The sequence below is a fragment of the Pacificibacter maritimus genome (genome assembly GCF_003814915.1).
Lineage (GTDB): Bacteria > Pseudomonadota > Alphaproteobacteria > Rhodobacterales > Rhodobacteraceae > Celeribacter > Celeribacter maritimus.
Genome location: NZ_RKQK01000002.1, coordinates 288,092 through 302,104 on the forward strand (window position 1 = coordinate 288,092; position 14,013 = coordinate 302,104).

Consider the following 14,013-nt stretch of genomic DNA (forward strand, 5'->3'; position numbering starts at 1 on the left):
CCGGCCGCCAAGCGGCTCAGTTGAACAAAACAATCACGCCAACCTGACACAAACCTGACGCCATCTGAAAAAGTTAAGAAACACCCATGAAATTCTTATTGATTGAAGACAATATTCAACTTGCACACGCAATCTGCTCGCGCATGGGTCTAGATGGGCATGTCATTGATCATGCAAGTACAATTCAAGATGCACAGGCTTTTTCACAGACCGATGACTACGACCTAATCTTGCTTGATATTATGTTACCCGATGGAGATGGCCGTGACTTTTTGCAGCGCCACCGTGACGGAAAAAAAGACACACCCGTCATCGTTTTGACTGCGCGGTCGCAGGTATCGGACCGAATCAGCATTCTGGATTTGGGGGCGGATGACTATGTGACGAAACCTTTTGATCACGCCGAATTAGAGGCGCGATGCCGCGCGGTTCTACGGCGAAAAGGGGGCACCTCGCAAACCATCATTCGCATTGGAAATGTCGGGTTTGACCCAGTCGCAGGAACCTTGCAAATTGGCGAAGAAACAGTGCAATTGCGCAATCGAGAGCTGCGCCTGCTTGAAGTCTTGATCAATGCGCCTGGCCAGATATTCGCCAAACAGAAATTGGTTGATCGCTTGTTTTCCTATGATGACGACGTGTCGGAAAACGCGGTCGAAGTTTACATCGGCCGATTGCGAAAACACCTAAAGGACTCAAGCTTGCAAATCACCACATTGCGCGGGTTGGGATATAGGCTGGACCATGTCTAGCGTGCTGCCTCTCTCAGGATCTTTGCGCAACCAATTGGCTGTGACCTTGATCGGCGGCGCTGCAATACTGGCAGTGCTTTTGTTCTTTGTCGTGCGCGCCTATGCCGCTCAAGTGGCGCAACAAGGACAAGACAGTATTTTGGTCGCTTCAGCCGCTTCGATTTTAGACGCGGCGGTGATCAGAAATGGACAGATAGAAATCGACTTTCCTTACTCAGCCTTTTCAATTTTAAACACCCCCGAAGACGACCGCGTGTTCTATGCCATTCACCGCGACGGCACACTTTTGTCAGGCTATCAAAATTTACCGCAACCTCACATCCAACCTCAAGACACCAAGACAATCGTCACAGAACGTTTCCGCGATGAAACCCTGCGACTGATCCGCATCAGCCGTGTTTTGGTGGGGGAAAATCTGCGGACTGAAGTCTTCGTCACCGTGGCCCAAACTCAAGATGCGCTGTCAGTCACCTTGAATACGATTTCTCGTACCGTTGCCCTTTTTGGTTTGGGGTTCTTTGTTTTATCCGCACTTTTGTCGTTTTGGGCGACATCGAAAACTATCGACCAATTGACCCGTTTGACCACATCGATCACGCGCCGCGGACCTCAAGATTTAACACCAGTCGACAAACCAGTTCCCGTTGAGATGGTGCCTTTGGTGACGTCTTTGAACACATTAATGGGGCGCTTGGATCAGTCTTTGAAGCGGTCCGAAGATTTTATTGCAGAGGCAGCCCACCGCGTCAGAACGCCGCTTGCGACCGTACGCGCCTATGCCGAGGCCACTTTGCAACGGGTGAGCCGCGAAGAAAACAGGCAGGCGTTACGATCCATGGTACATGCCATTGATGAAAGTTCACGCGCAGCAGGGCAACTTTTGGATCATGCGATGATCACATTCAGGGCCGACCATATTGATTTGCAAGAGATTGATTTAGTCGAACAAGTTCGCGAAATGGTACGCAATCTAAGCCCAATAGCTGACATGCGCGATGTGACATTTGATCTGAAAACCGATAGCGATGTTTCAATCGCAGGCGATCCCATTCTACTGCAAAATGCGATGCGCAACATCATAGACAATGCGTTAAAATACGCCCCCAACGATAGCGTAATTTCGATCACCGTTCAGACGGGCGAGACCATTAGTATCACCTTTCAAGACCAAGGCCCAGGCTTTCCTGCGACGCAAATCGGCGATCTTACAAAACGGTTCGCACGGGGAAGCAATGCGAATGGCATCATCGGATCGGGTCTTGGCCTGACCATCGCACAAGAAGTTGCGACCGCGCATGGTGGAACTTTGGAGTTATCCAATAAACCCGAGGGGGGCGCATGCGTTACTTTTACCTTTTAGCCACAGTCATTTTCGGCCTATTGGCCTCGCCAATTATGGCCGTCGATTGGGAAGATCAACGCGTGTTTTCAGGCGCCTCGCCAAGCCGTGTCCTGCGCATTTTGTCCAGCACAGACACTGCATTTTTTGAACCTATAATAGAAAGCTATTTGCAGGATGATCCGACCGTGACGGTCGAATACTTTGTCTCAAGTACATCCGATCTGGATACAATTTTTCGCCAGACACCCAAGGCATTTGATGTCGTTATTTCCAGCGCTATGGATTTGCAGTTCAAGCTGACAAATGACGGGTATGCGATGAAAGTGGCGAATCTGCCGCACCCCGACTGGGCGCAATGGCAGCAAAGCCTATTTGCCTTCACAACTGAACCCGCAGCGATTGTTATCAATAAAAACGCGTTTAGCGCACAGCCCATTCCGCAAAGCCGACAAGATTTGATACTTGCGCTGCGCGCACGTCCTGATTTTTTTCGCGAACGTATTGGAACCTATGACGTGCGCAAATCCGGCGTTGGGTATTTGTTTGCCACGCAAGACGCCCGTCTATCAGAAACATATTGGCGGTTGATGGAAGTGATGGGCAGCTTGCAAGCTCGATTGTATTGTTGTTCGGGCGATATGATTGATGATTTGGAAAGCGGGAAAATCGCGGTCGCCTATAATGTATTGGGCAGCTATGCAGCAGCGCGCGCAAAGACATCTAAAACCTTAGAAATCATTCTTCCGTCAGATTTTCCGACGACAATGATGCGAACTGCATTAATCTCTCGCGCCGCGCAAAACCCTGAAAAAGCAAAGAATTTTCTGCGGCATTTGCTGACTATACAAGCGGGTGGTGCATATGAAAATGCACTCACTTTGCCGTCGTTGATGTCACGGCAAGATCCAAACGGCCAATCGACGATAGATTTGACGCCCGCTTTAATGACCTATCTCGACGATTTGAAACGCGCTACGTTTATTCAAGAATGGTCAAACGCCATCATCCAAAACTAAAACCTCTGCCGCGATCTTTTACACTGTAGCAAAGGGATCTTTTGCCGCAATTGCCGAAGCTGGAATGCCTAATGACTAGGCAAACGCATCTTCCCTGCGCCATAGGCCACTGTTTTTTCCAATTTTGACGGGCGGTCAGCGCTGAAAAATGTTTGTCTAAAAGGACACAGAAACGCATCGGATTTAGACTTTATGCCCTCCACTTCCCCCAATGCCTTTAACGCGCGCCTTTCTGCGCTTGTGCGTGAAATTTACCCTGATCTGGACACATCCATTTTAACCAGCATGATTGTGGATGCCTTTTGGCCTGAGGGCACAAAGCCACGTAAACGAGGACGCCAACCCAGCAATAACTTGTGGACCGAACAGGATGCGCTTTTGATCACCTACGGGAATTCGATCATTGATGGAGCTCATAAGCCGCTTGATTTATTGAATGATTTTTTGCTGCGGCGGATGAAAGGGGTGGTCAACGGCGTCCATATTCTGCCGTTCTTTCCTTTTACATCCGATGATGGTTTCGCCGTATCGGACTTTCGATCCGTAAATCCGCAACTGGGTGATTGGGCCGATATCAATCGGATCGGGGACGCGTTTCATCTGATGTCCGATTTGGTCCTGAACCATGTGTCCAGTCAAGGAACATGGTTCAATGCCTACCGTCAGGGCCAAGCGCCCTATGACAAATTCTTTTTTGAAGCCTCCCCCGATGACGATCTGAGTATGGTGGTCCGCCCCAGAACGACACCGCTGTTGCAAGAAATCGAAACCACCAACGGGCCGCGCCATGTCTGGTGTACATTCAGTCACGATCAGATTGATCTGGATTTTCGCAACCCAGAAGTGTTGTGTGAATTCTTGCGGATTATACGGCTTCACGTCGATAATGGCGTCCAGATCATCCGCTTGGATGCAGTCGCATTTTTGTGGAAAGAGGTGGGGTCGCCGTCTGTGCATTTGCCCCAGACCCATGCGATTGTTCAGCTGATGCGGATGCTATGCGACTATGCGCCCGAGACCATTATTTTGCTCACCGAAACCAATGTGCCCAAAGCTGAGAACCTGAGTTATTTCGGCAACCGTGACGAAGCGCATGCGATCTATAATTTTCCACTACCGCCGTTGATTTTGCATGCAATGATGTCGGGATCTGCCAACTATCTGCGCCAATGGCAAAGTGGCATGCCGCCCGCACAGCTGGGGTGTGCTTATCTCAACTTTACCGCCAGTCACGATGGGATCGGCATGCGCCCTGTCGAAGGGATTTTGCCGCATAGCGAGCAAGACAAAATGATTGAAACCGTCAAAGATGTCGGCGGCTTGGTTTCGATGCGCGCCTTGCCTGATGGAGGGGAAGCCCCTTACGAGATCAACACAACCTTTTTCGAAGCGACAAAAAACACCTTTAACGGTGCTGACGATTATCACTTTGAACGCTTTATATGTTCGCAAACCATTGTGATGTCACTCGAAGGTATTCCTGCCTTTTACATCCATGCGATGTTGGCCACCCCGAATGATTTAGACCAAGTCGAACGACGCGGCATGAACCGAGGGATCAACAGGCACAATTGGGATTACCCCACGCTAAACGCCTTGTTGGATGACCCTGAAACAATACATGCGCGTGTGCTTGGTCGGCTGACAGAATACCTGAAAATTCGGGCCAAGCAGCCTGCATTCCATCCAAATGCAACCCAATTCACCATGGCGCTGAGCGATGAAGTCTTTGGAATCTGGCGTCAAAGTTTAGATCGGCACCAATCCATTTTTGCATTGCACAACGTCAGCGCCAAGGACATGCAAGTCGCATTGACGCAGATGAACTTAATCGATGACGAAGACTGGGTCGACCTGTTAACAGGCGAGACCATTGATCTGAGCGCAACTCACGTATCGCTCGCGCCTTATCAATGTCGCTGGATCACCAACAGGCACTAGTTAAAATGGCAAAAGCCCCAGCCTGTTTAAAAGCTGGGGCTTTGTTCAAAAGCGGTTAAACATATTCTTCGTCATCCGCACGCGCGGCCGCATGCATATCGGGCAAAAAGCTTGGGTCTGCTGAATGCACACGATTCCATGTTGGAATAAACGGCGTTTCATGCGGATTATCGATAAAGATTTGCCCAGCGCGCATGATATTTTCAGCAAACAATTCGATCGACCGTTCCTCACTATGGCGGTCAATGGTCAACCCATTCATCTTGGCGTCATTGTAATAGCTTTCAAGCAAGTCCAAGGCGCTTCTGTAATAGGTCGCTTTAAGAGTGCGAAAGACATTGGGCGTAAAGATCGTGCCATCTGCTGCCAGTTTGCGAAAAATAGCTTTGCAAATGTCGGTAGACATGCGGCTGAGACCTGCTTCTGCATCATCCGCGCTAAGTTTTTGATGTTTATGATCATAGGCGTCGGAAATCTCGACCTGACAGACAGCTTTCGGCGCGAGGTTGCGCCATGCCTCGGACAACACTCCGATTTCCAGCCCCCAGTCAGATGGAATACGCAGATCGGGTAGGATCGCAGTGCGCATCGCGAACTCGCCCGACAAAGGATAGCGAAAACTGCGCAGATAATCGAGATAGTCGCGATCGCCAATCACACGCTTTAGCGCAATCAACAGCGGGCTGACCAGCAAGCGCGTGACTCGACCGTTCAACTTGTCACCGCCAATGCGGGGGTAATACCCTTTGGCGACTTGATACGGGAAATCGGGATTGGTCACAGGGTAAACCAAACGCGCCAACATCTCGCGATCATAGGTCAAAATATCGCAATCATGGATCGCCATCACGGAGCTATCCGCACAACCGATCAAATATCCCAGAGAGGCCCAAACATTTTTTCCCTTGCCTTGTTCTGCTGGTGCAAGACCCATTTTTTCCAATCGTTTTTCCAGCTCAAGCATACGCGGGCTATCGTTCCAAATCACGATATGGTTTTGATTGAGACCTTTGAAAAATTCTTTGGCGTGACGAAACTGCTGTTCGTCAGCACGGTCCAATCCAATAATGATCCTGTGAAGGTAACTTACTTTGGACAATTCAGATAGAATATGGGGCATCGCCTCACCTTCAAGTTCTGAATACAGACAGGGCAAAATCAATGAAATTTTACGCGTGGACGAAAACGCATTGAGTTCTTGCGCCAGATCATCCGCCGAACGTGTACGCAGGTTATGAAGTGTCGTTATGTTACCGTTTTGGTTAAAATCTGCCATTCAGTAGTATCCTTACGTCAGCTCGAGTTGTGTGAGAAGGTCAAGGATCGCCGTATTCCACCCACGCGGACCTGACGCCTGCGTTCTACGAATACGGCCCTCGGCCTCGCCTTTTAAAGGCTTTAATGCGGATCGATGAGGGTTGGCTATGACAACACCAAAATCCGCGGCCTCAATCATCGCAATATCATTGGGCGCATCCCCCAAAGCAATCGTGTGGCGCGGCATAAAATCTGCCGTGAGGCGCTGCATTTGATCAACTTTATTAGTGCCAAAAGAGAGCGTTAAGAACCGCCCACCTTGTTGCGCAGAAATTCCATGTGTCTTGAGCTGTGCCAAAAATCTATGTTTATCTTCCTGTGTTCCATGCCACAGGCCTGGTTCGGAATACATGCGTTGCTGCGCCAGTTTTGCACTTTCTGCGTCTAGGCCTGTGGCCTGCACCACCTCGTCGGTCGTCATATCACCAAAGCCCACATACGATTGGCGCAGCTGTTTCGGGATCTGATTTAAACAGTTACGCAATTTGCGGTAATCGGTATTCGTTTGCGTCACAGTTGCATGAGCTGCCAATAAGCCTGCTCCATTTTCAACAATCGCAGGCCATGCGTTCAGGCCAAGTTCATCACGTAAAACAGAAATTTCAGCACCTGTTTTACTGCTGGCCAGTACCACACCAGCCTGCGCTGCCTTCAAAGCATTCAAAGCGTCAAACGCGGGAGACCATTGATATGTGTCATGGTCGATCAAAGTTCCATCAAGATCTGTAAAGATCAAAAGGCTTAGCCTGTCTTTCATAGGAGGATGTTTACATAGGCTTAGAGCGACCACAAGCGCGCATACGCTGCCAGATAGCACGAATATTTTGCGTAAAATACAAGCAAATGCGTAAAAAACAGACTAAAGGCAAATGGCCGCCCTCTTTTAACTGCACCCGACATGAAGCAAAATCAATCAGGGTGCGCATCATGGCCTTTTCGTCCCACCTCGTGGCAGTCTTTTTATGCGCGTGCCTCTGACTTGCCCCTGCGCCGACACCCTGCGCGATAAAAACTAAATTCAGCTGCGATGAACGGCTGCGGCCCCCCACCGAGGTCGAATTCGAGCCCATATTGACATCTTTTTGTATTGCGGCAATGTTCCGCGACAGTTGAATTGGATGGGCGCAACGCATTGAATATCAAAAAACGAACATTTGGTGTCGTTGGTCTAGGCAACTTCGGAAGTTCTGTTGCAAAGGAATTGCAACGGTTCGGCAACCACGTAATCGGCATCGACATCTCCGAAGCGCGTGTCGCCAACCTTGCAGGCACCTTATCACAAGCCATGATCGTAGATGCTCGGGATGACGCAGCGCTGCGTGATGCTGGTTTCAGCGACTGCGATACAGCTGTCGTTGCTATGGGGGATGATTTAGAGGCCAGCATCCTGTCGGCGATGAACCTCAAGCTTGTTGGCGTTCAGGTCGTTTGGGCCAAGGCTACGACAAAAACCCATCACCGAATTCTGAAGAAAATCGGTGTGGACAGGATCGTTCACCCAGAAGTTGAGGTTGGCCAACATATCGCGCAAATTCTGCACAATCCGCTTTTGCGTGACTATGTTAGCCTTGGAAACGGTTTCCATGTGGTGAACTTCCGTATCCCCGAGAGCCTCGAAGGCCGAAGCCTGAACGAGTTGCCGCATGGCAAGACCTACAATCTTCGCTGCATTGGGATTATGAGGGGAAGTGAATTCATCGGTCAGGACGGCTCAGACTACCAATTGCAGCGCGATGACCTACTTCTACTGCTGGGCCAGCGCAAGGACCTTCACAGCTTTGCGGCCAGCCTCTAATCATGCCAGCACCATTCCGGAATTTTCTCAGACGGAAGAAAAGACTGCGAATGCCGCCGCCTGCGCTGTTGTCGCTTTTCTACATGGCACTAATCCTTCTAGGCGCATTATTTCTCTGGTTGCCCATCTCGCATTACGGTGACATCGGTCTGAGCGAAGCTCTGTTCACCGCGACCTCAGCGGTGACAGTCACTGGGCTTGCTCTTGCAGATACGGGATCCGCCTTTACTGGATTTGGTCAAGCGATCATTGCGATACTCATTCAACTTGGTGGGCTCGGGCTTATGACCTTTGCTGTGCTCTTGCTCGGAGCTCTGGGGATCCCTGTCGGCATGCCACAACGGCTGATCTTGCGCGAAGACCTAAACCAGACATCGTTGTCGAACCTCACATATATTGCTCGCATGATCCTTGTCATCGCCCTCGCCTGCGAGACGGTTGGCGCCGCCCTTTTGGCTTTAACATTTGTCCCTGAATTTGGCTGGACTGGCCTTTGGCAGGCGGTCTTTCATTCGGTCTCTGCCTTTAACAATGCTGGATTTGCCCTCCACCCCGACAGTCTTTCGCAATGGGTCGGAAACCCGATTGTCAATCTGGTGATCCCCGCTCTTTTCATCTTGGGTGGGCTTGGTTTCATCGTTGTGGGGGATGTCTACAAAACACGAAACTGGCGCAAACTCACCCTACATTCCAAGCTGATGCTTGTCGGCACCGCTTTCCTGATCGTCTGGGGGAGTGTCATGTTCGGACTTTTGGAATGGCGAAATCCCGAGACACTGGGACAGCTAAGCCGCATAGACAAGCTGTGGGCGAGTTGGTTTCAGGGCGTTACCCCGCGCACCGCAGGCTTTAACACGATCAACACCGGCGGAATGCATGACAGCACGTCCCTGCTGACAATGACACTCATGCTGGTCGGCGGCGGCAGCACCTCGACTGCAGGAGGGATCAAGGTCACCACATTATTCGTCCTACTTCTTGCCACGGTCGCCTTCTTTCGGCGTCAAACCACGCTGCATGTTTTTGGTCGATCCTTGGGGGCGGAGGAAGTCATGAAGGCTCTCGCACTGACGACAATATCGATGCTGCTCGTCCTGACGGGGATCTTCGTCATGACAATCAACCACGATGGTCAATTTATCGACCTCGCATTCGAAGTGACATCCGCCTTTGGAACGGTGGGCCTATCGCGTGGTATCACGGGTGAGCTTGATGGCACTGGGCGCTGCATCATCATGACGATCATGTTCGTTGGGCGCGTTGGTCCTTTGGCAATCGGTTTTTTCCTTGCCACCCGCAGCGTTCCAAAGGTGAAATATCCCGCAGGGCAGATTTATTTGGGGTGAAAAGCAGCTCAGCTCAACAGCGGTTGTTTTTCTTCTTTAACCACGACCTCTGGCATCGTTGCACACGATGGCTGTGCCCCGGTCAGCAGACCTCTGTGCCAATCGCAGCGAAGGTCGGATTCCGCACGCATTGAAGGGTTGGCCTTGAAAGCAATGCCTCCGCCCGATCCAAATTTCTCGACACTGTGCGAAGGTTTAGGCTGTGCTCAGCCCAAACTTCATGCTCAAGTATTGCGTTCTGGCGCAGTGAGACAGGTTCTGAAAACGATCTGCCGTGCCGTGTATAGTCAGTCTCTTTTGTTGCAGTAAATGCTATCAAAGGAGCGGCATCAAACCACGACAGGTCCATAGATCCCATTTTCACAAATGCTGCACCTTGGTCAAATGACGGCAATGCGCGGGAAAACGAACGTGCTCAAAACGCGTGAAAAGCGAGGGGTTTCGGCTCATCGTACTCCCTGAGCGGATGCGACATGAGAACGAGAACAGGGCCGAAAGGCGCGTCTGACATTGAACACTATTTCCCTGGACTAGCGTCGGGCGCAAGACGTTAGCCTAACGTTAGAAGTTTGTATGCCATGCTCGCGTCGGCGAAGGTTTCACAGGTGAACAACAATGGCAATCTCGACTCATCACGCGATTTTTCTCGGCAATTTTACTGATGCGGACTCGAATGATGGGTCTGGGTCTATCGGGATCGAGAACCCTGGCACCTATCTGGGAACCTTCGGATCTGCTGGGGCGCCGTTGTCGGACCAGATCATTGATGTCGATTACAACGATTCGAACAACGACAACTCAATGTCTACCGACAACATCTCGACCGCCGATACGCTTTCCTATGACGCAGGCAGCGGGCCGGTCACAGCGCAGGTTGACTCTCTGGTCGTCGTCGACGTCACGGTCACCTATAGCAACGGGACAACCCATGCGTTTTCCAACGCCGTCATGTATCAAGATACCACCGGCAATCTTTTCCTGATCAATTCGAACTTCGCGGGAACCGACCTGAATGGCACCAACAATCTGCCGATTCAATCCATCAATGTAACGACGATCACCGGCAGCGGATACACAGGCCTTACTCACAATGCATCGCAGGATTTCGTCTGTTTTGTGCTGGGCACCGCAATTCTGACCCCGTTGGGCGAGGTTCCAATCGAGAAGCTCGGAGTTGGTGACCAAGTTATGACGATGGACCATGGCCCGCGGCCGATCAGATGGATCGGTCGGCGCAAGGTTCAGGTTTGCAATAAGCTTGCCCCGGTCCGCATCAAGGTCGGGGCACTGGGTAATGGCTTGCCCCACACGGATCTGCTGGTGTCTCAGCAGCACCGGATGCTTCTGCGGTCACGGATCGTCCGGCGGATGCTTGACGTGGATGAAACACTTGTTCCGGCCAAAAGTCTCGTGGATCTGCCGGGCATCTGCATTGATCGGTTTGACCGAGAGGTCACCTATCTGCACCTGCTGCTGGACGCGCACGAGGTTCTGTTTGCCAATGGCGCGCCCAGTGAAAGCCTGCTTCTCGGACCGCAGGCGTTGAAGATCATGGGACCCGCTGCACGGGACGAGATCCTGACGATCTTTCCCGAGCTTGCGGAACAGGATGCCTTGTCTGGGGCGGCGCGTATGATTGCGCCGGGCCGCGCGCAACGAAAACTGTTCGCGCGCCATTCCAAGAACGCCAAACCGCTATATCTGGAAGAGATTTGACGCCCCCTCGCTGCGGGTGGGCGAATATTACCATACATGCAGCAGACGGCATCTGGATACCGTCTCAGAGCTTGAAGTGGAACATAGGCTGCCCACTCGGCGGTTTGTCGTAAATGAAGTCAGTGACCTCAGGTGCCAGAGAACTCTTGTGAATGCGATACCGGCCTTCGTCTAAGAGATCCAGCGCATGCCTGAGCGCGCGCGAACGCAGCACATCAAACTTGCGATCCTCATCAAATGTCGCTGCAAGGCTGTCAACAATGACAGCATTCGTGACCTGCGATTTGCGACCTGATCACTCGCATATCATCTGCACGAGGTGTGGCGGGGTCGTTGTGACGTTAGCACGGGCGTATCGCGGCTGCGTGAACGCGTGGCTATACAATGTGGCTCTGTAGTCTGAGTAGATGGCCATCGATTTGCACCAGATCACATCAACAGAATTTCAGACCCGCACTACCCGCATTTTGAATGACCGCAGGACGAACAGGTCATGCAGCCTTCGACCATACGCAATGCGTATTGACCACAAGATGGACATGATGTGCCTTTTGGTTTGCCTTGGCTGGCATCCATCGCGACGACCTCAGCATGAGGGTCTGCTTTCAGCCCCATACCTTCACCAGCGATGAAGCCTGTTTCGATCAAGTGGGTTTCAATCACGCCGCCAATTGCCGCCAAAATGGAAGGAATGTATTTGCCTTTGATCCATGCACCACCGCGTGGGTCAAATACCGCTTTGAGTTCTTCGACAACAAAGGAGACATCGCCCCCACGACGGAATACAGCAGATATCATACGCGTAAGCGCCACGGTCCATGCAAAGTGTTCCATGTTTTTGGAGTTGATGAAAATCTCAAACGGGCGACGCTGCCCGCCATGCAGTGTGTCGTTGATCGTCACGTATATCGCATGCTCAGAATCTGGCCACTTCAACTTGTAGGTATTGCCTTCAAGCTGTTGGGGGCGCTCAAGCGGTTCAGACAAGTAAACAACTTCAGCACCAGTTTCGGCTTCTGGTGCTTTTTCTGACGTCTCTGACACAGACAAAACAGAGCCTGTCACATCATTGGGGCGGTATGTCGTACAGCCTTTACAGCCTGTGTCCCAAGCTTCCATGTAGACTTCTTTGAAGTCATCGAATGAAATGTCTTCGGGGCAGTTAATGGTTTTGGAAATCGAGCTGTCGACCCATTTTTGGGCTGCCGCTTGCATACGTACGTGATCGAGCGGGGCAAGTGTTTGCGCATTGACGAAATACGCGGGCAATTCAGCATCTGCGCCAAACTTATCGCGGTATAATTTTACGGCGTAATCAACGACTTCTTCTTCGGTGCGTGATCCATCTTTTTGCAAAACTTTGCGTGTGTAGGCATAGGCGAACACAGGCTCAATGCCAGAGGATACGTTGCCTGCATATAATGAAATGGTGCCAGTCGGCGCGATGGATGTCAGCAAAGCATTGCGAATGCCGTGCTCTGCGATGGCGTCTTTGACGTCTTGATCCATGTCTTTCAGCGAGCCAGACGCAAGGTATTTGTCTTTGTCAAAGAGTGGGAAAGCGCCCTTTTCTTTGGCCAACAAAGCAGAGCCCATGTAAGCGGCACGCGCAATCATTTTGAGCCATTTTTCACAGGTCTCAGCGGCCTCTTCCGATCCGTACCGCTGACCGATCATCAAAAGCGCATCCGCAAGACCTGTCACCCCAAGCCCGATACGCCGCTTGGCTTGGGCTTCTTGACGTTGGGCTTCAAGTGGGAAACGCGACGCATCGACCACATTGTCCATCATCCGCACGGCTGTGCCAACAAGATCGTACAAAGCCTCTTCGTCCATCGCGGCGTCTGCTTCAAACGGATCTTTGACCAAGGTGGCCAAGTTGATTGACCCAAGCAAACAGGCGCCATAAGGCGGCAAAGGTTGTTCGCCGCAAGGGTTGGTCGCGGCAATCGTTTCAACATAGTTCAGGTTGTTGAGCTTGTTGATACGATCAATGAAAATCACGCCGGGTTCCGCGTACTCATAAGTGCCTTTCATGATCTTGTTCCAAAGATCAACGGCATCAACTGTGTGGTAGATTTTACCACCAAACTTCAAATCCCATGACCCGCCTGCTTTGACAGCTTGCATAAAGTCATCAGTAATCAGCACAGACAGGTTGAACATACGCAACCGTGCGGATTCTTGTTTGGCTGCAATGAAGTCCATGACATCAGGGTGATCACAGCGCATGGTCGCCATCATTGCGCCACGCCGCGACCCTGCCGACATGATTGTACGACACATCGAATCCCATACATCCATAAATGACAAAGGGCCTGAGGCATCAGCCGCGACTCCAGACACCCCAGCGCCTTTGGGGCGGATCGTGGAAAAATCGTAACCGATGCCGCCTCCTTGCTGCATGGTCAAAGCGGCTTCTTTGAGCATGTCGAAAATACCGCCCATAGAATCAGGCACAGTGCCCATGACGAAGCAGTTGAACAAAGTCACAGAACGGCCCGTGCCAGCACCTGCAAGAATGCGGCCTGCAGGAAGATACTTGAATCCTTCCAAGGCATCGTAAAACTTACTTTCCCATGCTTTAGGGTCTTTTTCGACTGCCGCCAAAGATCGCGCAACGCGGCGCCAACTGTCTTCTACCGTTTGATCTATAACGGTGCCATCAGCATCTTTCAGACGATATTTCATGTCCCAGATTTGTTCAGCGATAGGGGCAGTAAAGCGCGTCATTATAATTGGTCCAATCTTGAGCGAGTCGCGTTTGAATTCATGGGCATCGAAAATA

General features: G+C 51.2%; 10 protein-coding genes. 7 read left to right on the top strand and 3 right to left on the bottom strand.

All coding sequences use genetic code 11. The annotated features are described in order from the left end of the window. The first annotated feature begins 86 nt into the window (after window positions 1–86). From EDD53_RS07965 to EDD53_RS07980, 4 genes are all read left to right on the top strand, one after another. Window positions 87–752 (top strand): response regulator transcription factor, encoded by a 666-nt coding sequence (locus tag EDD53_RS07965; protein ID WP_123792705.1) that lies wholly within the window; start codon window positions 87–89, stop codon window positions 750–752. Beyond that, window positions 745–2,112 carry a sensor histidine kinase gene (locus tag EDD53_RS07970; RefSeq protein ID WP_123792706.1) on the top strand — a complete coding sequence of 456 codons (1,368 nt, stop codon included), beginning with the start codon at window positions 745–747 and terminating at the stop codon, window positions 2,110–2,112. Before EDD53_RS07965 ends, EDD53_RS07970 begins: the two co-directional genes overlap by 8 nt. Beyond that, window positions 2,091–3,110, top strand: coding sequence for an ABC transporter substrate-binding protein (locus tag EDD53_RS07975; protein WP_123792707.1), 1,020 nt, complete (start codon window positions 2,091–2,093; stop codon window positions 3,108–3,110). The genes EDD53_RS07970 and EDD53_RS07975 overlap by 22 nt, the downstream gene beginning before the upstream one ends. 192 nt (window positions 3,111–3,302) lie before the next feature. Then, the gene (locus tag EDD53_RS07980) at window positions 3,303–5,051 is read left to right on the top strand and encodes a sugar phosphorylase (RefSeq protein ID WP_123792708.1); all 1,749 of its coding nucleotides are present in this window, start codon (window positions 3,303–3,305) and stop codon (window positions 5,049–5,051) included. A gap of 55 nt (window positions 5,052–5,106) precedes the next feature. Here the strand turns inward: EDD53_RS07980 and EDD53_RS07985 are convergent, their stop codons facing one another. Next, window positions 5,107–6,327 carry a glycosyltransferase family protein gene (locus EDD53_RS07985; RefSeq protein ID WP_123792709.1) on the bottom strand — a complete coding sequence of 407 codons (1,221 nt, stop codon included), beginning with the start codon at window positions 6,325–6,327 and terminating at the stop codon, window positions 5,107–5,109. Between the two features lie 12 nt (window positions 6,328–6,339). After that, complete coding sequence (locus EDD53_RS07990) at window positions 6,340–7,125, bottom strand: HAD-IIB family hydrolase (RefSeq protein WP_123792710.1); 786 nt, start codon at window positions 7,123–7,125, stop codon at window positions 6,340–6,342. Window positions 7,126–7,500: 375 nt separating this feature from the next. Here EDD53_RS07990 and EDD53_RS07995 point away from each other — a divergent pair, with 375 nt between their 5' ends. From EDD53_RS07995 to EDD53_RS08005, 3 genes are all read left to right on the top strand, one after another. Beyond that, a complete protein-coding gene (locus EDD53_RS07995) occupies window positions 7,501–8,163 on the top strand; it encodes a potassium channel family protein (RefSeq protein WP_123792711.1) in 663 nt (220 codons plus the stop codon). 83 nt (window positions 8,164–8,246) lie between these two features. Then, window positions 8,247–9,509 (top strand): TrkH family potassium uptake protein, encoded by a 1,263-nt coding sequence (locus EDD53_RS08000; RefSeq protein ID WP_246002295.1) that lies wholly within the window; start codon window positions 8,247–8,249, stop codon window positions 9,507–9,509. 615 nt (window positions 9,510–10,124) lie between these two features. Continuing rightward, a complete protein-coding gene (locus EDD53_RS08005; protein WP_246002296.1) occupies window positions 10,125–11,225 on the top strand; it encodes a Hint domain-containing protein in 1,101 nt (366 codons plus the stop codon). A gap of 456 nt (window positions 11,226–11,681) precedes the next feature. On the opposite strand, the gene EDD53_RS08010 is transcribed toward EDD53_RS08005, so the two are convergent. Continuing rightward, complete coding sequence (locus EDD53_RS08010; protein WP_123792712.1) at window positions 11,682–13,958, bottom strand: adenosylcobalamin-dependent ribonucleoside-diphosphate reductase; 2,277 nt, start codon at window positions 13,956–13,958, stop codon at window positions 11,682–11,684. Between the last annotated feature and the right edge of the window lie 55 nt (window positions 13,959–14,013).